The organism is Pusillimonas sp. T2 (assembly GCF_002236805.1).
In the GTDB taxonomy this organism is placed as follows: Bacteria; Pseudomonadota; Gammaproteobacteria; order Burkholderiales; family Burkholderiaceae_B; genus Neopusillimonas.
On the sequence record NZ_NIQA01000002.1, the window covers coordinates 142,051 to 160,532 of the forward strand.

Genomic DNA, 18,482 nt, shown 5'->3' on the forward strand with positions numbered 1-18,482 from the left:
CCTAAAACCGTTTTTTCGGATGTTTATATAATCAAGATATTGCCGCAGGCGCGCAAGAACCCAGCACCAATACCCAGTATTGGGTTTATGAATAAAGGTCGAAAATGGAACTGAACGAGCTGGACCTCAACCTTCTGCTGACCTTTCACGAAATCATGCGGGAACGCAGCGTATCCAAAGCTGCCGAAAACCTCGCCCTGGCACAACCCACCGTCAGTCAGGCCCTCAGCCGCTTAAGGGCTACCCTCAACGACGACCTGTTTCAGCGAACGTCCACAGGCATGGAACCGACGCCATTCGCAGAACAACTGGCAGATCCGGTTGCATATGCCTTAAGCAGCCTGAAGGAAGCATTGAATCAAAGGGGTTCATTCGATAGCGCCAGTTGGACGGGCACGTTTACCCTGGCGACGACTGACTTTGGCGAGGCGTATCTGCTGCCCCGTATCTTGGAACAAATAAAAGGCGTCGCACCTGGAATTTGCGTACGTTCGGTGCGTTACATGCCAGATACGCTGAAAGCCCAAATGGAAAAAGGCGAAATCGATCTGGCCATCGGACTACTGCCTAACCTTGAGGCCGGCTACTATCAGCGCCGCCTGTTTCAGCATGACTACGTTTGCCTATACAGACGTTCCCACCCCTGGGCCGGTATGAAACTTGACGCCGACAAGTTCCAGGAGGCCGATCATTTGGTGGTCGAGTCCCCCGACCCGGGACACTACATGATTGAAACGGTACTAAAAAAAATGGCTGTTCAGCGCAAAATAAAAGCCGTCGTATCGCACTTCGGGGCCATACCGTATATCTTGCGTTCTACCGACCTTATCGCGACCGTACCCCGAATTATCGCGCTCGCGCACCAGGCGCAATTTGATCTGGACTTCCAGCCACACCCACTGGACTTACCCACATTTTCGGTAAATGTTTTCTGGCATGCGCGCTATAACCGTGACGGGGCCAATCAGTGGCTAAGAAATCTTATTTTTGATTTACCCTCGCCCAGCCCCTGAATCCGGACTAAATCGCTAGCCCTCGACAAACACTCGTCCTCGGCCGCGCTTAACTTGCCCACGAACCAGCTTTCCTTCCAGCCTTCGCCGTTTTGAGGCCAACGTGGGCCGGGTCGCTTTACGCGCCAAGGGTGGTTTGGACGCGCTATCGACCAAGGCCTGCAAACGTGCAATAGCTTCTAGTTTGTTCTTCTCTTGACTGCGACTACTCTGCGCTTTAATGACGATCACGCCTTCGTCGGTAATGCGCGAATCGCGCAAGGCAAGCAAACGCGCTTTTACGTCGTCGGGCAAAGAAGATTGCGGTATGGAATAGCGCAAATGGATTGCGCTTGAGACTTTGTTGACGTTTTGGCCACCCGCACCCTGCGCACGGATAGCGCTAAAAATCATTTCGTCTTGCAAGACGGGAAATCGGGAAGTGATCATATTGAACCGAGATTCTTTGCGTTCAACGGCCAGCAGGCCATGGCAACCAAAAAAATAAAACAAACTTAATCAAAGCGAACCAAAATAGCCATTTTGACCACTGAATAGGCTATAAACAGCGCCATAAGATTGCGTAGTGGGCCCAGCCCGCGTCACACCGTCTTTAGCCAATTGCTGTTAAAAACCATTATCGCGTTGCAGGAAACTTTTACTATGCGCATTGCTGCCTCCCCAAAATTCTCGACCTTGGCCAACGCTCCCTGCGTTCCTACAACGCATAGCGACAACACTGCGGCTAATGGTGCATACCTAGGCCAAAGCCAACCCCATGTGTGTACCTGCGGCGGTAAAGCCGCCCTTGCACTGCACAACCGCGCAACCGCCGCCATGACGCGCAGAATGTTTTTGGGGGGCGCTGCTGCGGCCATCGTCCCGTTCATCGGGTTTCAAACCAGCAAAGCAATTGCGCAGCAACCCGCGCCACCCGACCGCCCCGTTCTGTTTACCAACTTACGCTTGTTTGACGGCATCAGCAACACCGTGCGAACCGGGGTCAACATCCTTGTCGAGGGCAATCGAGTCGCAGCGCTGCCCCCCGTCGGTGAGCCCGTCGAAAACGCCAAGATCGTCGACTGCGGCGGGCGGCTGGCCATGCCGGGCCTGATCGATGCGCACTGGCACTCAATGTTCTGCGGCATTACCGAAATGGCCGCCATGACCGCCGACATAGGCTACGTGTATTTGGTCGCGGCCCGCGAAGCCGAGCACACCCTACTGCGCGGCTTTACCAGTGTACGCGACGCAGGTGGCCCAAGTTTTGCACTCAAACGGGCCATCGATGAAGGTATTGTGGTTGGCCCCCGTATTTTCCCGTCTGGCGCAATGATTTCGCAGACCTCAGGTCACGGTGACTTTCGCATGCGTCACGAAGTGCCACGCAACGACAGCGACCCGCTCAGCATAGCCGAGCGTATGGGCGCGGCCATGATTGCCGACGGCGCCGACAACGTACTGCGGCGCGTGCGCGAGCAGCTTATGCTGGGGGCCAGCCAGATCAAACTGATGGCCGGTGGCGGGGTCACGTCGTTATACGACCCGCTCGACACCACACAATATTCCGAGGCAGAGTTACGTGCTGCCGTTGGGGCCGCCGAAGACTGGGGCACCTACGTCATGGTGCACGTCTATACGTCGCGCGGCATACAGCGCGCCATTCGGGCTGGGGTTCGGTCTATCGAGCATGGCCAGTTGGCCGATGAACAAGCCGCCCGCCTGATGGCCGACGAAGGCGTATGGTGGAGCCTGCAACCATTTTTGGCCGACGACGACGCCAACATCAAAGCCGACCCGGGGGCAAAAGCCAAGCAGCTCGAGGTGGCTGAAGGCACCGTACGAGCCTACCAAATGGCCATAGACATGAAAATTAAAACAGCCTGGGGCACAGATATTCTGTTCACACCTCAGAACCTAAAATCTCATGGCCGGCAATTGGCTAAACTTACCCGCTTTTACGACCCAATGGCACTATTAAAGATAGCCACAGCCAGCAACGGCGAACTGCTTGGCCTGGCTGGTAACCGCAGTCCTTACCAGGGCAAATTGGGGGTGATCGAGCCAGGCGCCTTTGCCGACCTGCTTATTGCCGATGGCGACCCGACCGTCAATCTCGACTTCCTTGGCGACCCCGACACGAACTTGAAACTCATCATGAAAGACGGTCGTATCTATAAAGATCAACTGTAATGCGCGCCCTGCACATCTTTCGACCCGCTTTGGCCGTCGCGGCCAGGCTTGGCCTGCTAACGTGCCTGCTTGCCCTGTCGGGCTGCAGTCAGGGGCGAGCCCCCTCGTTCATGATCATGGGCAGCTATTTCCCAGCCTGGCTGGTGGGTCTCGCAATCAGTATTCCGCTAACCGTTGTTATCCGTCAGGGCTTGATCCGTAGCGGTCTTGACGACGCGCTGCCTGTGCGGCTGCTGGTCTATGTCTGCCTTTGCGTACTGCTGACGCTGGCCTTCACTTACATATTTTCGCCCCAATAAGACTCATGTCACACGAACAAAATGCAGCGCATGGTCGCTACGCCCGCTGGCTTGCTTTTGGCATTATTGCCGCTACGGTACTGGCGGCATTAGCCTGGTGGCGATACATCGACGTTAACCTGCTATCTGAAGACGCCATCCTGGAAGCAGACGTTGTCCATATCAGCACGCCAGTGCCGGGAAAGATCATCGAACTCGCTGTACGCGAAGGCGACCGCGTCGCACGTGGCGACCTTCTGTTCAAGCTTGATCCGCAAGCCTACGAGTTGCGAGTCGCCCAGGCCCAGGCAGAAGTTGCCATGACTAAAGCAACATTAGCCTCGCGCGAACGACAAATTCGCGCCGAAACGGCCAACGCATCCATTGCCAACCAGCAAATCAAACGCGCCGAAGCCAATCTTGAATTGGCGCGCAGTACGGTGCATCGCCTCGAACCCCTGGCACGCAAAGGGTATGTCCCCCAACAAGAGCTTGACACTGCCCGAACCGCAATGCGCGACGCTCAGGTATCCCTGACGCAGGCACAGGCACAATCCGAGGCCGCCAAAGAACTGATTGGCGAGATCGAAGCCGCCCAGGCTGCCGTGTTGGCTGCAACCGCCGGCCTAGGCCTGGCACAAAAAGCACTTGCCGATACTACCGTCACCGCGCCCCACAACGGTCTGGTCGTCGGGCTCAAGGTATCCAGCGGCGAACACCTGGGGCCAGACCAAAGCGTCTTTACCCTGATCAACACCGATCAATGGTATGCCACCGCCCTATTCCGGGAAACGGACTTGGCGAGTTTGCGCGTCGGGCAATGCGGTCAGGCGTTCGCACTGGCCGACCCTTCACGTCATATTCCAGGCCGCATCGTTTCCATTGGCTGGGGGGTTGCTACCGAAGACTTAATTAGTCTGCCGCGCGCCCTGCCCTACGTGCAGAAATCATTGAACTGGGTTCGCGTCGCACAACGCTTCCCAGTCAGGCTTTTGCTCGAAAATCCTCCCCCAGAGCTGATGCGCGCGGGTGGGTCGGCCTCTGTTGTGATTCGCACCGACGCGCAATGCTAAGGGCGCAAAGTCAATGAATCGAGCTTTGTGGCACGAGGTCGGCCGTGAGCTGGCGCCCTTCGATGGGCGTTTGGGGACGGCCTGGCGCATCAGCGTAATTTGTTCGCTAGCGACGCTGGCCTTTATGACATGGCAAATCCCGTTAGCCGCCATTGGATGCTACTTGGTGCTGTTTGTCATGAAGCCCGATCCAGGTGAAAGCACCTTGATGGCCATCGGCATCTGCATCCTCGTATCGACGGTCGTTGCCCTGCTGGTTTGGCTCACCCAGCTGTCCATCGATATCCCAGCCTTACGACTATTTGTACTGGCCAGCGCCTCATTCATTTTTATGTACCTGGCCTCCGCGTCAAAGCTGGGTCCGGCCGGCAACATTATTGCCCTGGTCATCGCTTTCATCATGACGCTGCTGGGCAGTGCGCCGTTTGGTGAAGTCGCCACCCGCGGTATTTTGTACGCCTGGCTGATGACGCTGATTCCTATGGGGCTGCTGATTGCCTGCAACATGGCTTTTGGCAGATCGGCACCGTCGCTGCTAACTGCCGAACTGGCTCGCCGCATTCGCCTGGCAGAAGATATTCTTGCAGGTACCCAACCGCCTGCATCGGCACGGCAAGCCCTGCACGAAGGCGGCGCGCCGGTTGCCAGTTACCTGCAGTTCATCAGCATTTTTCATTTACTACCAACCACCGAAATACATCGTCTTCGAACGCGCCATGAGCATATGCTGCAGCTATTAATGCTGGCCACGCGACTCCCCGACCCGACAGACGACGCAACGGCGCTTTCCGATACGACGCAGGCGGCGGCAGTGCGGCGTGAGATTCAGACAGGCCTGAACCAACTGGATGCCCCTGTGCCCCAGGGCCCGCCAGAGCCGCATTCAGGTTTTTTTCGCGCCGATGCGCTCAGCAACCCTGAGCACTACCGGTTTGCCCTGAAAACCACCCTGGCGGCGAGCCTGGCCTACATCACCTATACCGCGCTGGACTGGCAGGACATCCACACGGCTATGGTGACCTGCTATGTGGCAGCACTGGGCTCGACCGGCGAAACCTTACACAAACTGACCCTGCGCATTGTGGGCTGCCTAATTGGTGCAGCCATGGGCATAGCGTCCATTTTGTTCCTGATTCCCTACATGACCTCGATCGGGGAACTGATGCTTCTGGTGTTTGCCGGCATTTTGGTGGCGGGCTGGGTCTCCAGCGGCTCAGAGCGCATTGCCTATGCGGGCGTGCAAATCGGCCTTGCCTTTTTGCTGACTGTCCTGCAAGGGTTTGGCCCCGATGTGGAGATTTCTGTCGCGACAGACCGTGTGGCTGGTATTTTGTTGGGCAATGCACTGCTGTACCTGATTTTTACAAGAATCTGGCCAATCAGCAGCCTTGAAATGGCACGTGCAGGCCTGGCCGAAGTCCGCGAAAAATTGCAGGTTTACGGCAAGAACGCGCAAAAGTTGCAGACGCTTGCGCCTTCCCAGGCGGCAAACCTGTTGGGCGCGCTGGGCGGTGTTCGTGAGCAACTGGTAATGCGGCGGTTCGAGCCGCGCACACTGCATACCGACCCTCACGAAGCCACCCAATTGCAGCAAACCCTGAACGACTATGAACTGCGCTGCATTTCCGCTGCGCTAGACCCGCAGTGGGCGACCCCACCGGCCACCGAAGCGCCGTTGCACACCTCGCTTGCCACACCCATATTGTCACGCCCAACGTCATGACCCCAACCCAAACGAAAAAGCGACTGTTTTTAATCGGACCATCGGTCCGCCTGGGCAGCTATGGTCGCGGCGCAGGCGCCGCTGCGATGACCCTGCTTCTAACCGCTTGCGCCAGCAACGCCATCGATCGTGCGCCGCGTTCACCCAATACCGCCTGGCAAGCCGATAGCGCTGCCCAGCCGAGCAACACGAGCGAGACCTTAGGGCCGACGGGTCGCAACGAAGGCTTCAGCGTTCCCCCTGTTGCCGCGCTAGGTCAGCTAGCCACCGGCATTGATATTGATCTAGAAAAAACGCATTCACTGCCCGAATTGATCGATATTGCGCAACGCGGGCATCCCGATACGCGTCTGGCCTGGAATCGTGCACGTCAGGCTGCGCTGGCCGTTGGCATGGTCGAAGCGACCTTCTTGCCCATGCTATCGGCAAACGTTGTAGGCGGGTACCAGCGGACCCGCTACCCACTGCCTGAAAATATTACCGGCATCCGAGACATCAAGACTGAATTAAGCGGAGTCGTCCCCGCACTGACCCTGGGGTGGTTGCTATTCGACTTTGGCCAGCGCAAGGCGCTATACGACGCGGCGTCAGAGTTATCGTTTGCACAGAACGTTCTGTTTAATGCTGCACACCAAAAAATCATACGCGACGTCACCGACCAGTTTTACCAATACAACACCGCACGCACGCACCGCGCACTCTCGGCGTCGATGCTAGTCAACCAACAGAAAGTACTGGCCGCCGTCACACAGCGACAAAAAGCAGGGCTGGCGACAACGGTTGAGCTAGCGCTGGCGCGCCAAGCCGTTGCGCAGGCAAAGCTGCGTGTCGTTGAAAGACAAGGCGCTGAACGCAACACGTATCTGGGCTTGTTGAATGCCGTGGGCGTTTCGCCCACAGTCAAGCTGAAGGTCGCCGAGCCCGAGCAACGCTCACTTCCTGACACCATTGACCCACTGACCGCCGACATCATCCAGAATGCACTCACGCAGCGCCCCGATCTTGTGGCCGCCTATTCGGCGGTGAAGGCCGCACAGGCCGGAATCACAGCGACAGAGGCCGACTTCCTGCCCAAGGTATACCTGGGTGCAGTCGCCGCACATAACCGTACTTCGTTTGACGTTGTTGGCCTACCCGGGCTCAGCCAGACCTCGACATCGCACGGCGTGCTTTTAGGTGTGACCTTACCGATTTTTGATGGCGGCCTGCGCAGGGCACGCGTACATGAGGCGCGCCTGCGCGCCGACGACGCCCAAACCCTATTGGAAAATCAACAGCGTAATGCCGTCCGAGAAATTATCGCGGCCGAGACAATGTTGCAGACCGCATTGCAAAGCACAAAAACGGCCCGTGAGCTGGTCGATGCGGCGCAAACAACCTACGATGCCGCACTATCTTCTTACCAAGAGGGTGTTAGCACGGTGACGATAGCCATCGAAGCCACATCACAATTATTGACCGCGCAACAGGCCTACGCCGACGCCCAAACCGCGTCATTAATTGCTGCGGCCAACCTGGCATTTGTCATGGGTGACATGACAACGCCCCGAAGCGAGTGGTTATCCCGTTAGCAGGCAAACACTCACCACGTTTTTTGCTCAGTTTCCCTTTCTGGACCAAGTCATCATCAGCTTATCTAGCGCATTACCGAATGCGCGTCTGTCTGACTGACTGAACGTTGCGGGCCCGCCCGTATCAACGCCCTGGCTACGCAACTCGTCCATCATGTCGCGCATAGCCAGCCGTTCGCCTATCGTCTCAATCGTGTAATGCTCGCCTCGCGGGTTAAGCGCAAAAGCGCCTTTGGCCAATACAAGGCTGGCCAAAGGGATATCGCCGGTAATCACTAAATCGCCCGCACAAGCTTTTTGAACAATGTAATCGTCTGCCACGTCGAAACCGCGTGGCACCTGCACCGCCCGAATAAACGGTGACGGCGGCGTGCGCAACATTTGATTCGCCACAAGCGTTGTCGAACGCTGCCAACGCTGCGCCGCCCGATAGAGAATATCTTTGACGACGACGGGGCAGGCATCGGCGTCAACCCAAATTTGCATGCGTTAAGCCTTCAGGGCGTCGGCCAGCAGGCTATTGATAAGGTCGTTGACGGCCACACCATCGGCTTGCGCCTTGGCATTCAGGGCCGTAATGACGGACTGTTGAAGTTTAACGGGGAACGAAACAAGACCCGCAGCTTGGTCCAGCCGCCGTTGCTCACGCCGGTCGGGTACAGCAGCGGCACCCGCAAAACGCCCAGGAGGCAAGCTGGCATTAAGTTTGCCCATGATTTTCAGGGCTTTGTTTTTTTCGAGATCAGTTTTTTTCATGAAGGGTCCGTGTGACGCGCCCCGTCAGCGACAGAGCGGCAGCGCACATTCTAGTTGAAAACCTTACAAACCCAGTTTCAATAATCGACCATTGCCACTATCGGTGAGCACATAAACATAACCGTCCGGGCCAACGCGCACGTCACGAATTCGCTCACTCAATGACTCCAGCAAGCGCTCTTCGCCCGTAACCTTGTTGCCCTCTAGCGTCAGGCGAAGTAACGCCTGCCCGCGCAGTGCGCCGATAAACAACGACCCTTTCCAGGCCGGAAACTGGTCGGCATCGTAAAACGCCATGCCCGAAATGGCCGGCGATACCTTCCAGTAGTGAATGGGCTGCTCGGTTCCCTCTACGGTCGTCCCCTGCGCTTCGGGGATGTCAAAGCCAGAATAATTGATGCCGTAGGTGGCCAGTGGCCAGCCGTAATTTTTACCGGGTTTGGGGATGTTGATTTCATCACCACCACGCGGCCCGTGCTCATGTGTCCACAATTCACCCGTCCAGGGGTTAAACGCCGCGCCTTGCTGGTTTCGATGGCCGTACGACCAGATCTCCGGGCGAGCACCCGCTTGGTTAACGAAAGGGTTGTCATCCGGAATGCGGCCATCTGGGTGCAACCGAACTACTTTGCCTTGAAGCTTGTCCAGATCTTGAGCAGTGGGGCGCTGGTTGTTGTCGCCCAGGGCAATATAAAGATAGCCCTTTTGGTCAAACGCCAGGCGCGACCCAAAGTGCACACCGCTCGATAAACGCGGCATCTGCCTGAAGATGACCTTGAAATCATTCAGTGCTGTGCCGTCGTCCGACAGTACGCCGTAGCCGGCAGCCGTGCTGCCATTGCCTTCGCCCTCTTCAGCGTAGGTCAGATAAACACGACGCGACTGCTCAAAGTCGGGTGCCAGTGCGACGTCAAGCAAGCCCCCTTGCCCACGCTCGTAAACTGCCGGCACGCCTTTTATGGGTTCAGACAGCCCCACTTCAGCGCGCCACAAACGCAGATTGCCGGGCTTTTCGGTAATGAGAATACCTTCATTGCCAGGTAAGAACGCCATTGCCCAGGGGCGGTCAAGATTACGGGTCACTTCAGTCAAGTTCAGTTGACCCAGTTGGCTGGGCAAAACCTGCACAGCCTTGTCTTGCGCGTTAACCAAGGTAACGGGCGCGGCCCATACGGCTGCGGTCAACGCAGCACCCACCAAAAGGCGCCGGGTTATAGACAGTTTTGTCATTGATCGCTCCAAGCTGAATATCGGCAAGCTACACCTTTTGACCTGCTGTCCCGCTACGTCTTTAAAGACAAACCATGGCCTGGGGTGTCTTGAGGTTGCAGCATGCCATCGGCGCTGCGCTCAGGCCACCCCTCGAAGGCATCTTCAACAATCGGAAAGGCTTCAAGTAACAACTGGCCGTGAAATGCACCCGAAAAATGCACGAACAGCCCAGGCAAAAAGTGCGGGGCAACTAGTATGCCCTTCGATGCTGCCATTCGGGCCACCTCCAGACAGGGGGTCAAGCCCCCCGCCATGGCCAGGTCGGGCTGAATGACGCCAGCAATACCGTCTTCTATGCATACCGAAAAACGATCCAACCCCTGAAGGTGTTCGCCTATGGCAATGATCGCACCCGTATTTTGAGCAGAAAGACGGCGATACCCCAACACGTCATCGGCAGGTAAAGGTTCTTCAACAAAGCTTAGCTTGTACTCGGCAGCCAATGCCAGCAGCTTTGCTGCGCTTTGGGCATTGCCTTTTTCATTGGCATCGGCCATTAGCCGAGCTTGCGGGCCGATAGCATCACGCACGGCGCTTAAGACGACTTCGTCGCCGGCATCGGCATTGACCCGCGGCTTAACGCCGGCATAGCCGGCTGCCATATATTGCGCCGCCAACTCGGCGACGGCTTGAGGGTCGTCTTTAGGGCCGAACCCGCCGCTGGCATATACCGGCACAGGGGCCATGCCGCCGCCCAGCGCCTGAGCCAATGGCCGGTTTTGACGCCTTGCAGTCAAATCCCATAAGGCGACGTCCAGCGCAGCAAGAGCCAACATGTTGGGGCCATCGCCAGTTCTGTTAAAGCTCTTTTTTATGTCGGCCCAATGCTCGGGCGGCGTTTTTAATACCGCCCATTGCAAAAAGCGGTTGGCCTGCGCCTGGGCAAGCTGCGCGACGACACCGCCCCCTCCCCCGATCACATACGAAAACCCCAGCCCTGTTGCGCCATCGGTATCGCGCAAGGTCGCGACAATAATGTCAACGCCCGTGACCCCGGAACCCCCGATGGGCTTTGCAAATTTCTTTTCAACAAGCTGGATGTGAGCGGTAGCGATTTGTGTCATGGCAGAGACCTAACTTTTTAGGCATAGTACCTGACCATAACGCCAATACAAGGGGTTGCCGCGCACCCATGCTGGCGGGTCAACCTATTACCGGCGGGCTCTTGTACACGGCTTCGACCAGCGCCTCGGTGCGATCACCGACACTTTGGCCGCCGCACTGAAAGTTTGACTGGCAGGCAAACGAAAGGTTGGCGTCGCAATCGGCAAATGCCAGCGTGCCGCCCGAACCAAAATGACCAAAGGCATCGGGGTTAGGCCCCATGGGTACCCATCCCGGCTTGTTTTTGAAAAAACCCAAAGCCATACGCAACGGGCGATTGAGGATGGCATCTTCAGCCTCCCATTGCAGGGTCTGTGCTTGAGCCACCGCCGCATCGGACAACAACCGGACACCGTTGAGTTCGCCATAATTAGCCAGCAAGGCATAAACAGTAGCTTGCCCACGCGCCGTGCCGTGACCGCCAAACGAGGGCAAAAATGCGGTTCGCACCTTTGCTGAATTAATCACGTCGACGTTCCAAGGCTTGGGCATTGCGTTCCAGGCCCGATAGATATTGGACCCCGGTGTCTGGCCGCGTTGGTATTGCTCGTTGACCGTATCGGCCGGATACAGCGTTGCTACCTTATCCAACAACCCCGGCGGCACCCCAAGATAAAACGCGACCCCCAAAGGCCCGCAGACCTCGGCTTTTAAAAATTCGACCACCGAACGCCCGCTGACGTTCAAAATGATAGTTGCAAACAAATAGCCGATGTTGGTGGTGTTATAGGCCGGCTGGGTACCAGGGGGCCACGGCAGCTTTTGTTCGGTCAGCGCGCGACGCATGGCCTCGAAATCAAACACGTCGTCGGTCTGAGCGCTGTCGTTAAAACACATCCCGCACTGATGCGACAGCACATGCCTGATCAAGACCTTTTCTTTGCCCGGGTCGGCATCTGCAAACCCAGGCCAATAGCGGGCCACTGGGTCATCAAGGCTAAGCAAGCCTTGATCGGCCAGCATGTGTATGCACAACGCGCTCATGGCTTTGGATACCGAGAATAAAACAGACATACTGTCTTCTTCCCATGGCGCTTGACGATCGAGGTCGCGAAACCCACCCCATAAATCAACGACTTTTATGCCTTGATGAAACACCGTGACGGCCGCGCCTATTTCACGCCGCGCCTCGAAGTTTTCGCGAAAAGCATCAAGCACATGCCTAAACCCCGGGGCGCAAAACCCGGAAATTAGTGCCGGCTTGCCTCGTGCCAGAACACCTTCATTGAGCATTATCGAGCTCCCGATGCCGTATCAGAGACTAAGCAAGCGCTGCGCGTTACCGGCAAGAATTTGGTCTTTCTGCGTTCCGCTGAGCGATGCCAGTGTTTCCACCGGGGTACGCGGTGCAGCCACACCCATATCGAAGCAATAGTCGCTACCCAGCATGACGCGCTCTGCCCCCACCTGCTTGATCAGAAAATCGAGTGCGGCTGCGTCGTGCGTAATGGTGTCGTAGTAAAAGCGACCCGCATACTCGCGCGGGCTGCGCTTGAGCGCAACGCACTCGGGGCGAACCGACCAGCCATGCGCAATACGGCCCAACAAAAAGGGCAAGGCGCCGCCGCCATGCGGCAGGGCCACTTCAAGTTTGGGGAACTGATCCATGACACCCGAGAACACCAGATGTGCCGCGGCAATGGCGGTGTCGAACGGGTTACCCAGCAAGTTTGCCAAGAAGTACTGGCTGAGCCGATCTTGCATGCCAACCACCTTGAGCGGATGCAGGAAGATGGGCAGGCCAAGTTCCTCAAGGACTTCGTACACTGGCCAAAATTTCGGGTCGGATAAATTGGTGTCGTTGATGGCCGTACCCAAATAAACCCCTTTGATGCCTTTTATTTTCGACACCCGCTTTGCCTCGGCAATAGCGCGCTCGGGAAACTGCATGGGCAATGTGGCAAAGCCAAACAACTTACCGGGCGCCTTTTCGTGCGCCTGCGCCAGCGAGTCGTTGAACACCTGACTTAACCGGTCGGCCAAATCGGCGTCGGCCCAATACACCATGGGCTGTGTCAGCGACAAAATCTGTTGCGTGACGCCTGTTTCTTCCATATCGGCCAGACGCAGATCAAGGTCGATGAATTTATTGGCAATAGGGCCAGTAAACAACGGGCCTACCTTGAGCGCCTGCACTCCCCCCAGGTCAACGGCTTCGGCCCCTGCTGCCCCCCCCTGGCTTTTGACCAGATCGATATAGGCTTGCGAGTAGTAGTGCGCATGGATGTCAATCGCGCGAAAAGCGTTGCAGGAGTTGCAATTACAGCCTGACGTAGCGTTGGATAAGTGACTCATGGTTTGCCTTGTAGAATGAGTTGGCGGCATAAAACAGATATATTATTAAATCAATTTGATATATCTAATGCGTTTATCATAAACTTCAAGGGTGGTTTTTCATAGGGGGTTAACCCCAAACCTTAACTTGCAGGGCCCCTGTAAACTCGACCCTTTAATTCCAACACAATACGCATGCCGCAACCCGCAGGCCGACACGCGCAAGGTGACATGACAGATTCCCGCAAACCATCAAATCGGTCGGCCAGCATGACCGACCATGTCAAAGAAGCTATCGAATCAGACATTCACAATGGCAGTCTGTTGCCCGGAGATGCCCTGGACGAAGCACGCCTTTGCGAACGGTTCAATGTTTCCAGAACACCGGTTCGCGAGGCTCTTTTGCAGCTATCGGTGCAGGGCCTTATTACGATTGTGCCCAGGTCGGGCATATACGTGGCGCGCCTGTCATTGCCCGAACTGTTTGCCATGTACGAACTATTGGCCGAACTTGAAGGTATTTGCGCCAAATTTGCCGCGCTTCGCATGAGCCGATCGGAAGTCGCTACGCTACGCGCTGCACACGAAGATGCCGCGCTTAGCCGCAATAGCAAAGACCCCGCGGCGTACGGTGCGGCAAACGCCCGCTTCCATGCCCTGATTTACGAAGGCTGCCATAACCCGTTTTTAAAGTCGCAAGTCGCGCTGATTCGCAAGCGCACGCAGGTATATCGGCAAAACGTTTTCGAGAACATTGCCCGCATTGCACGATCGCACGAGGAACATGGACGTGTTGTGGCCGCGATCGAGGCCGGCGACGCCGAGACCGCAGTAGAGGAAATGCGCAAGCATATCGACGGCGGCGGCCGCGATTTTGCAAAGTTTTTGGCCGAGACACCGGCAGAGCGCTTCGAGCCTACTGCCCCGAGCACCACAAAAAACAAAGGTCGGCCGGCGCGCAGCAAACCTTAGCCAGGGCATCCGCACGACGGCGGTTGGGCCGCAACGCAGGCCTTTACGCTATTTAAGGCAACTTAGCGCTAGTGCCCAACGGCGGCGGCCCGCCCTTCCATCGGCGTACCACGCGCTGAAACACTAACGCATTAGGTATTTGCAACAAGGCCCCGGCATTCTCTTCTGTAGCGTCGCGCAAGGTGACGTACAACAAACTGATGTCAACGACCTCTCCTTTGGCGCCGGGCTTCTCGGCGGTATCGAGAATTTCGACGTAGTCACCCAAGCGAAATGGGCGCGCGGTAAAAATAAGAATGGCGCAAAAAATGTTAGAGAGCACGCTCCAGGCCGCGAAAAACGCCACAGCGGCAACCGCTGCAAAGCCGGTAAAGGCTGTCCAGAGCACCGTGCCCGAAACACCAAGGCGACCCAGCACAAGCAAACCGGCCGCAATCATGATGACCCAGCGCACAATGGTGGCGGTGGGCTGAATCAAGTGCATGGGTAAATCGTAGCGTTCGCTGGCGCGCAGCAAAATCCGTCTCAGACCTCGTTGCAAAAACCAGGCAACCAGCAAAATCACCAGCACCTGGAAGGTCAAGAACAACGAGCCCAGCCACTCATGGCTCCAGGCAGGAAAGTAGGGGATTAACGACGCAAGCACGGCAAAGTTCCAGAAAACCCGTTGGCGGCACAGGGGTGGCGATATGCAAGCCAGCCCGCACCGATACAGAAAGTTTGAATCACAACCTGTACTTTACCCAAGTTCAACACGCCGCATGCCGGCGCCCGCGCATTCAGAGTGCGGACAGACCGACACGCGCCGTTGCCCAGTCTCAGCTATACCGCTTTTCTACCGCCTTGTTTTCGTCGAACCAATCGAACGGCTCATCGGAAAGATTCACCACCACACTTTGTGTTCTGGTATAGGCCTCGTAAGTAACAATACCGTTCTCTTTGCCAACACCGCTTTCTTTAAAGCCACCCCACGGCGACGAGGGGTCGATACGATGGTGATCGTTGATCCAGACTATGCCCATTTCAAGCGAATGCGCAACACGATGCGCGCGAGCGATATCGCGTGTCCAGACGCTACCGGCAAGCCCGAAGTTCGTGGCGTTGGCCAACTCAATGGCGTGCGCTTCGTCGCGGAACGGCATAGCGCAGACTACCGGACCAAAGATTTCCTCTTGCTCGACCCGCATCCCCAACTTCACGTTGGTAAATACAGTAGGCTGCAAGAAGTACCCATCGGCCAACGCGCCGCCGGGTCGTTCGCCGCCTACAGCCACGGTTGCGCCTTCAGAGCGACCAATATTGATGTAGTCCATAACGCGATCGAGTTGACGCTGGCACACCACCGGCCCGATTTCAGTGTTGATGTCAGCCGGATCACCCAAGCGCAGGTTCCGGGTGCGCTCGACCAGACGGCTGACCACCTGATCATAGATAGACTCTTGCACCAGCAAACGAGCGCCCTGCACGCAGGTTTGGCCCGCCGCAATAAACGACGCAAACAAGGCGCCGCTGACGGCGCGATCAATGTCGGTGTCGTCAAACACCAGCACCGAAGCCTTGCCGCCCAACTCTGCAGCAAAGCCAGCCAGGTTGCGCCCGGCCGCTGCACCAATATGGCGACCGGTCTCGGTACCACCCGTCACATCGATCTTCTGAATGTCGGGGTGTTCGGACAAGGCCTTACCCGCCGCCGCGCCGTAACCTGTAATGACGTTGTAAACGCCTTCGGGCAAACCGGCTTCGCGAAAGACATCGGCCAACATCAAAGGCGTAATGGGCGCCAATTCGCTGGGTTTGACGACCACGGCGTTACCCGCTGCAAGCGCTGGCGCCAGCTTCTTGGTCAGAATCAGCATGGGGTGATTCCAGGGTGTAATCAACCCCACTACCCCTAAGGGCTGACGACGGGTGTAGTTAACGTAAGGCCCGCCAAATGGGTGAACGCGCCCTTCGTGTGTACGCGCAACGGCCGAAAAGTATTCGTACCACTCGGGCAGGCGCGACACCTGTGCACGCATTTCGCGGATGGGCCGCCCAATCTGCTCTACTTCGCAATCAATAAATTCGGGCAGGCGCTCACGCAACAAACGCGCAAACTTTTCAAGCACGATAGCGCGCTCGGTGGGCGTACGTGCGCCCCACTCGCGTTGCGCCTTGTGTGCGGCCGCCACGGCAGCATCGACATGCGACGCATCACCCGCCGGCACGGTGGCAATAACCTGCCCATTAGCCGGGTTTTCAACAGGGATAGGCTCGGCGCCGGGCGCATCGACTTCTTGCCCGCCAATCAGCATTTTCCAGTGTTTTACAGCCATTTCTTCCTCGCTTAAGAACGTACAGCGGCAATCGCTTCATCGCCAGACATGACCCAGCCAAAGGCCGCGCGAACACACTTCAGTGCGGCGGCATGGGCTTCGGGGCCGTCCATGGTGTCGACACACTCTTCAATCACAATGGCGGCAAAGTCGCGTACGCAGGCGGCAACGGTTGTCGACAGCACGCATGAGTTCGTGTTTACGCCCGTGATCAGCAAGGTGTTGATGCCGTTGTTCTTGAGTGTGAATTCGAGGTCGCTGCCGATGAAGCAGTCATAACGACGCTTGGTATTGACCACCCAGTCACGCTCGTCGAGCAACTCGGGGATCACCTCGGTACCCGGCATGCCCCACAAGTTATGCTTGAGCACATTCTTGCGCGTGGCGGTCGGGTCTTCGGCACGGGTGCGCCAGTAAGGGTTGGTCCGAATTTCCTCAACGCTGCGGTACAAGGTCAACAGATGAATGACCGGGATACCCGCGTTGCGGCAGTTGTCGAAAAACCGCTTGTTGGTTTGAATCACCGCTTTTGACTGGTCGGCCGGCAATGGCATGGTGGCCACTTCAGGGTCGAGGTGACCGCGGTGCAAATCGATGGCAATTACTGCCGGACGAACAACATCTACGCCTAAATTCATTGAATACTCCTGGACAGGTTCAAGGGGGCCACGGTTAAACACCGTGCACCAAGTTGGGAAGCCACAGCAGCGCACTGGGCACGTAGGTAATCAGCAAGAGGGTCAACAACGACAACAGAATGAAAGGGATTGTTGACTTGACCACTTCCACATAGGGCAACCGGAAGGTGGCAATACCTATGAAAATATTCAAACCAAAAGGCGGGGTCACCATGCCTATGGCCAGGTTAAAGACCAATACCGTGCCCAGATGAACAGGGTCGATGCCGATAGCCGTGGCAGCCGGGGAAATTAGGGGCGCCATGATGATGACCGCTGAGTTCGGGTCGATAAACATGCCGGCAATCAAGAACAACCCATTAATAACAGCGAGCACTGCCGCAGCCGGAACGTCGTTGAGCAAGGCCGTGATGGCCACGGGCACGCGCTCCAATGTCATGAACCATGTCATCAGACTGCCGACCGAAATCACCACCATCAATGTTGAAATCATGATGGCCGAGGTTTGCGAAAGCTTGAACAACTCTTTGAACGAAAGCTGTCGGTAAACCAGAGTTTCGACCACGGCGGCGTATACGCAAGCGGCTGCAGCTGCTTCAGTGGGGGTGAACACGCCACTGTAGATGCCGCCGAAAATCACAACGGGTAGACCGATAGCCCAGATGGCTTCTTTGGCGCGTGTCAGATTTTGACGCCAACCGATGCGATCAGAGGTGTTGACCTTTGTGCGTACGGCATACCACCAGCAATAAACGCTTAAGAAGATGACAAACCAACCACCTGCGGCCAAGCCACCCAAGAATACGCGGGCTACCGAGGTAGACGTTTGCACTGAATAGAGAATCATGGCCACGCCTGGTGGAATCACCATGGCCAGCGTGGATGCCGACAAAATAAGCCCCACGGCAAAGCCACGACCATAGCCTTGCTTGAGCAACGCGGGATAGACAATGGGCCCGATGCTGACTACCGCCGCCGCACCAATCCCGGAAATGGCGCCGAACATGGCGCACGCCAGCACCGTCGCGATGGCAAGGCCCCCGCGCAGGTGGCCGACAAGCCCTTCCATCAAAGCGACAAGCTTGGCACCAATTTGCCCGCGGCCGACGATGTCGGCAGCAAAGATAAACAAAGGTACGGCCAGCAACGCGAAAATATTGATGCCCTCAACCAAACGCTGAGGCAGAACACGGGCGGGCATGGCTGGACCGAGCCACTCAAAAGACAGCACAGTGCCCGCGAGAATGGCCAGATATATCGGAAACGCAACGATAACCAGTAAGAACGCAACGGCAACTAAAACGGTGGTTGGCATAATTGA

The 18,482-nt window shown here is 56.7% G+C and carries 18 protein-coding genes; 7 read left to right on the forward strand and 11 right to left on the reverse strand.

Going from position 1 to position 18,482, the window contains the following annotated elements; genetic code table 11:
- Positions 1 to 104: 104 nt before the first annotated feature.
- Positions 105 to 1,013 carry a LysR family transcriptional regulator gene (locus PuT2_RS03790; RefSeq protein WP_093969704.1) on the forward strand — a complete coding sequence of 303 codons (909 nt, stop codon included), beginning with the start codon at positions 105 to 107 and terminating at the stop codon, positions 1,011 to 1,013.
- 15 nt (positions 1,014 to 1,028) lie between these two features.
- Here the strand turns inward: PuT2_RS03790 and arfB are convergent, their stop codons facing one another.
- The gene (arfB, locus tag PuT2_RS03795) at positions 1,029 to 1,442 is read right to left on the reverse strand and encodes an alternative ribosome rescue aminoacyl-tRNA hydrolase ArfB (RefSeq protein ID WP_093970059.1); all 414 of its coding nucleotides are present in this window, start codon (positions 1,440 to 1,442) and stop codon (positions 1,029 to 1,031) included.
- Positions 1,443 to 1,655: 213 nt separating this feature from the next.
- On the opposite strand from arfB, the gene PuT2_RS03800 reads away from it, so the two are divergent.
- The 5 genes from PuT2_RS03800 (at position 1,656) to PuT2_RS03820 (ending at position 7,830) form a co-directional block, all read left to right on the forward strand.
- On the forward strand, positions 1,656 to 3,185 hold the full coding sequence (locus tag PuT2_RS03800; protein WP_093969705.1) for an amidohydrolase family protein: 1,530 nt from the start codon (positions 1,656 to 1,658) through the stop codon (positions 3,183 to 3,185).
- On the forward strand, positions 3,185 to 3,484 hold the full coding sequence (locus PuT2_RS16070) for a YtcA family lipoprotein (RefSeq protein ID WP_093969706.1): 300 nt from the start codon (positions 3,185 to 3,187) through the stop codon (positions 3,482 to 3,484). The genes PuT2_RS03800 and PuT2_RS16070 overlap by 1 nt, the downstream gene beginning before the upstream one ends.
- Before the next feature lie 5 nt (positions 3,485 to 3,489).
- Positions 3,490 to 4,536 carry a multidrug transporter subunit MdtN gene (gene mdtN, locus PuT2_RS03810; RefSeq protein ID WP_093969707.1) on the forward strand — a complete coding sequence of 349 codons (1,047 nt, stop codon included), beginning with the start codon at positions 3,490 to 3,492 and terminating at the stop codon, positions 4,534 to 4,536.
- A 13-nt stretch (positions 4,537 to 4,549) separates the two neighbouring features.
- Positions 4,550 to 6,259 (forward strand): FUSC family protein, encoded by a 1,710-nt coding sequence (locus PuT2_RS03815; RefSeq protein ID WP_093969708.1) that lies wholly within the window; start codon positions 4,550 to 4,552, stop codon positions 6,257 to 6,259.
- A gap of 86 nt (positions 6,260 to 6,345) precedes the next feature.
- Positions 6,346 to 7,830 (forward strand): TolC family protein, encoded by a 1,485-nt coding sequence (locus PuT2_RS03820; protein ID WP_093970060.1) that lies wholly within the window; start codon positions 6,346 to 6,348, stop codon positions 7,828 to 7,830.
- A 27-nt stretch (positions 7,831 to 7,857) separates the two neighbouring features.
- Here PuT2_RS03820 and PuT2_RS03825 read toward each other — a convergent pair whose 3' ends face one another.
- The 6 genes from PuT2_RS03825 to PuT2_RS03850 form a co-directional block, all read right to left on the reverse strand.
- The gene (locus PuT2_RS03825; protein WP_093969709.1) at positions 7,858 to 8,316 is read right to left on the reverse strand and encodes a YaiI/YqxD family protein; all 459 of its coding nucleotides are present in this window, start codon (positions 8,314 to 8,316) and stop codon (positions 7,858 to 7,860) included.
- Positions 8,317 to 8,319: 3 nt separating this feature from the next.
- Complete coding sequence (locus PuT2_RS03830) at positions 8,320 to 8,586, reverse strand: hypothetical protein (RefSeq protein ID WP_093969710.1); 267 nt, start codon at positions 8,584 to 8,586, stop codon at positions 8,320 to 8,322.
- A gap of 63 nt (positions 8,587 to 8,649) precedes the next feature.
- Entirely contained in the window at positions 8,650 to 9,816 is a 1,167-nt protein-coding gene (locus tag PuT2_RS03835) for a PQQ-dependent sugar dehydrogenase (protein WP_093969711.1), read from the reverse strand.
- 53 nt (positions 9,817 to 9,869) lie between these two features.
- Positions 9,870 to 10,922, reverse strand: a complete 1,053-nt coding sequence (locus PuT2_RS03840) for an enolase C-terminal domain-like protein (RefSeq protein WP_093969712.1) — start codon at positions 10,920 to 10,922, stop codon at positions 9,870 to 9,872.
- Between the two features lie 79 nt (positions 10,923 to 11,001).
- The gene (locus PuT2_RS03845) at positions 11,002 to 12,195 is read right to left on the reverse strand and encodes a serine hydrolase (RefSeq protein WP_093969713.1); all 1,194 of its coding nucleotides are present in this window, start codon (positions 12,193 to 12,195) and stop codon (positions 11,002 to 11,004) included.
- A gap of 21 nt (positions 12,196 to 12,216) precedes the next feature.
- Positions 12,217 to 13,257, reverse strand: coding sequence for an amidohydrolase family protein (locus tag PuT2_RS03850; protein WP_093969714.1), 1,041 nt, complete (start codon positions 13,255 to 13,257; stop codon positions 12,217 to 12,219).
- 210 nt (positions 13,258 to 13,467) lie between these two features.
- On the opposite strand from PuT2_RS03850, the gene PuT2_RS03855 reads away from it, so the two are divergent.
- The gene (locus tag PuT2_RS03855) at positions 13,468 to 14,208 is read left to right on the forward strand and encodes a GntR family transcriptional regulator (protein ID WP_158214006.1); all 741 of its coding nucleotides are present in this window, start codon (positions 13,468 to 13,470) and stop codon (positions 14,206 to 14,208) included.
- Positions 14,209 to 14,260: 52 nt separating this feature from the next.
- On the opposite strand, the gene PuT2_RS03860 is transcribed toward PuT2_RS03855, so the two are convergent.
- From PuT2_RS03860 to PuT2_RS03875, 4 genes are all read right to left on the reverse strand, one after another.
- Complete coding sequence (locus PuT2_RS03860; RefSeq protein ID WP_370318027.1) at positions 14,261 to 14,854, reverse strand: mechanosensitive ion channel family protein; 594 nt, start codon at positions 14,852 to 14,854, stop codon at positions 14,261 to 14,263.
- Positions 14,855 to 15,026: 172 nt separating this feature from the next.
- Positions 15,027 to 16,523 carry an aldehyde dehydrogenase gene (locus PuT2_RS03865; protein ID WP_093969716.1) on the reverse strand — a complete coding sequence of 499 codons (1,497 nt, stop codon included), beginning with the start codon at positions 16,521 to 16,523 and terminating at the stop codon, positions 15,027 to 15,029.
- A gap of 11 nt (positions 16,524 to 16,534) precedes the next feature.
- On the reverse strand, positions 16,535 to 17,161 hold the full coding sequence (locus PuT2_RS03870; protein WP_093969717.1) for a cysteine hydrolase family protein: 627 nt from the start codon (positions 17,159 to 17,161) through the stop codon (positions 16,535 to 16,537).
- Between the two features lie 34 nt (positions 17,162 to 17,195).
- Positions 17,196 to 18,476 carry a TRAP transporter large permease gene (locus PuT2_RS03875; protein WP_093969718.1) on the reverse strand — a complete coding sequence of 427 codons (1,281 nt, stop codon included), beginning with the start codon at positions 18,474 to 18,476 and terminating at the stop codon, positions 17,196 to 17,198.
- Positions 18,477 to 18,482: the final 6 nt, after the last annotated feature.

What these genes read in the sequence shown, in the direction of transcription:
- PuT2_RS03845 (WP_093969713.1), bottom strand. Translation starts at nt 12,195, where the DNA reads ATGCTCAATGAAGGTGTTCTGGCACGAGGCAAGCCGGCACTAATTTCC.
- PuT2_RS03840 (WP_093969712.1), bottom strand. Translation starts at nt 10,922, where the DNA reads ATGACACAAATCGCTACCGCTCACATCCAGCTTGTTGAAAAGAAATTT.
- PuT2_RS03875 (WP_093969718.1), bottom strand. Translation starts at nt 18,476, where the DNA reads ATGCCAACCACCGTTTTAGTTGCCGTTGCGTTCTTACTGGTTATCGTT.
- PuT2_RS03800 (WP_093969705.1), top strand. Translation starts at nt 1,656, where the DNA reads ATGCGCATTGCTGCCTCCCCAAAATTCTCGACCTTGGCCAACGCTCCC.
- PuT2_RS03850 (WP_093969714.1), bottom strand. Translation starts at nt 13,257, where the DNA reads ATGAGTCACTTATCCAACGCTACGTCAGGCTGTAATTGCAACTCCTGC.
- PuT2_RS03830 (WP_093969710.1), bottom strand. Translation starts at nt 8,586, where the DNA reads ATGAAAAAAACTGATCTCGAAAAAAACAAAGCCCTGAAAATCATGGGC.
- PuT2_RS16070 (WP_093969706.1), top strand. Translation starts at nt 3,185, where the DNA reads ATGCGCGCCCTGCACATCTTTCGACCCGCTTTGGCCGTCGCGGCCAGG.
- PuT2_RS03790 (WP_093969704.1), top strand. Translation starts at nt 105, where the DNA reads ATGGAACTGAACGAGCTGGACCTCAACCTTCTGCTGACCTTTCACGAA.
- PuT2_RS03870 (WP_093969717.1), bottom strand. Translation starts at nt 17,161, where the DNA reads ATGAATTTAGGCGTAGATGTTGTTCGTCCGGCAGTAATTGCCATCGAT.
- PuT2_RS03865 (WP_093969716.1), bottom strand. Translation starts at nt 16,523, where the DNA reads ATGGCTGTAAAACACTGGAAAATGCTGATTGGCGGGCAAGAAGTCGAT.
- PuT2_RS03815 (WP_093969708.1), top strand. Translation starts at nt 4,550, where the DNA reads ATGAATCGAGCTTTGTGGCACGAGGTCGGCCGTGAGCTGGCGCCCTTC.
- PuT2_RS03825 (WP_093969709.1), bottom strand. Translation starts at nt 8,316, where the DNA reads ATGCAAATTTGGGTTGACGCCGATGCCTGCCCCGTCGTCGTCAAAGAT.
- PuT2_RS03855 (WP_158214006.1), top strand. Translation starts at nt 13,468, where the DNA reads ATGACAGATTCCCGCAAACCATCAAATCGGTCGGCCAGCATGACCGAC.
- PuT2_RS03820 (WP_093970060.1), top strand. Translation starts at nt 6,346, where the DNA reads ATGACCCTGCTTCTAACCGCTTGCGCCAGCAACGCCATCGATCGTGCG.
- mdtN (WP_093969707.1), top strand. Translation starts at nt 3,490, where the DNA reads ATGTCACACGAACAAAATGCAGCGCATGGTCGCTACGCCCGCTGGCTT.
- PuT2_RS03835 (WP_093969711.1), bottom strand. Translation starts at nt 9,816, where the DNA reads ATGACAAAACTGTCTATAACCCGGCGCCTTTTGGTGGGTGCTGCGTTG.
- arfB (WP_093970059.1), bottom strand. Translation starts at nt 1,442, where the DNA reads ATGATCACTTCCCGATTTCCCGTCTTGCAAGACGAAATGATTTTTAGC.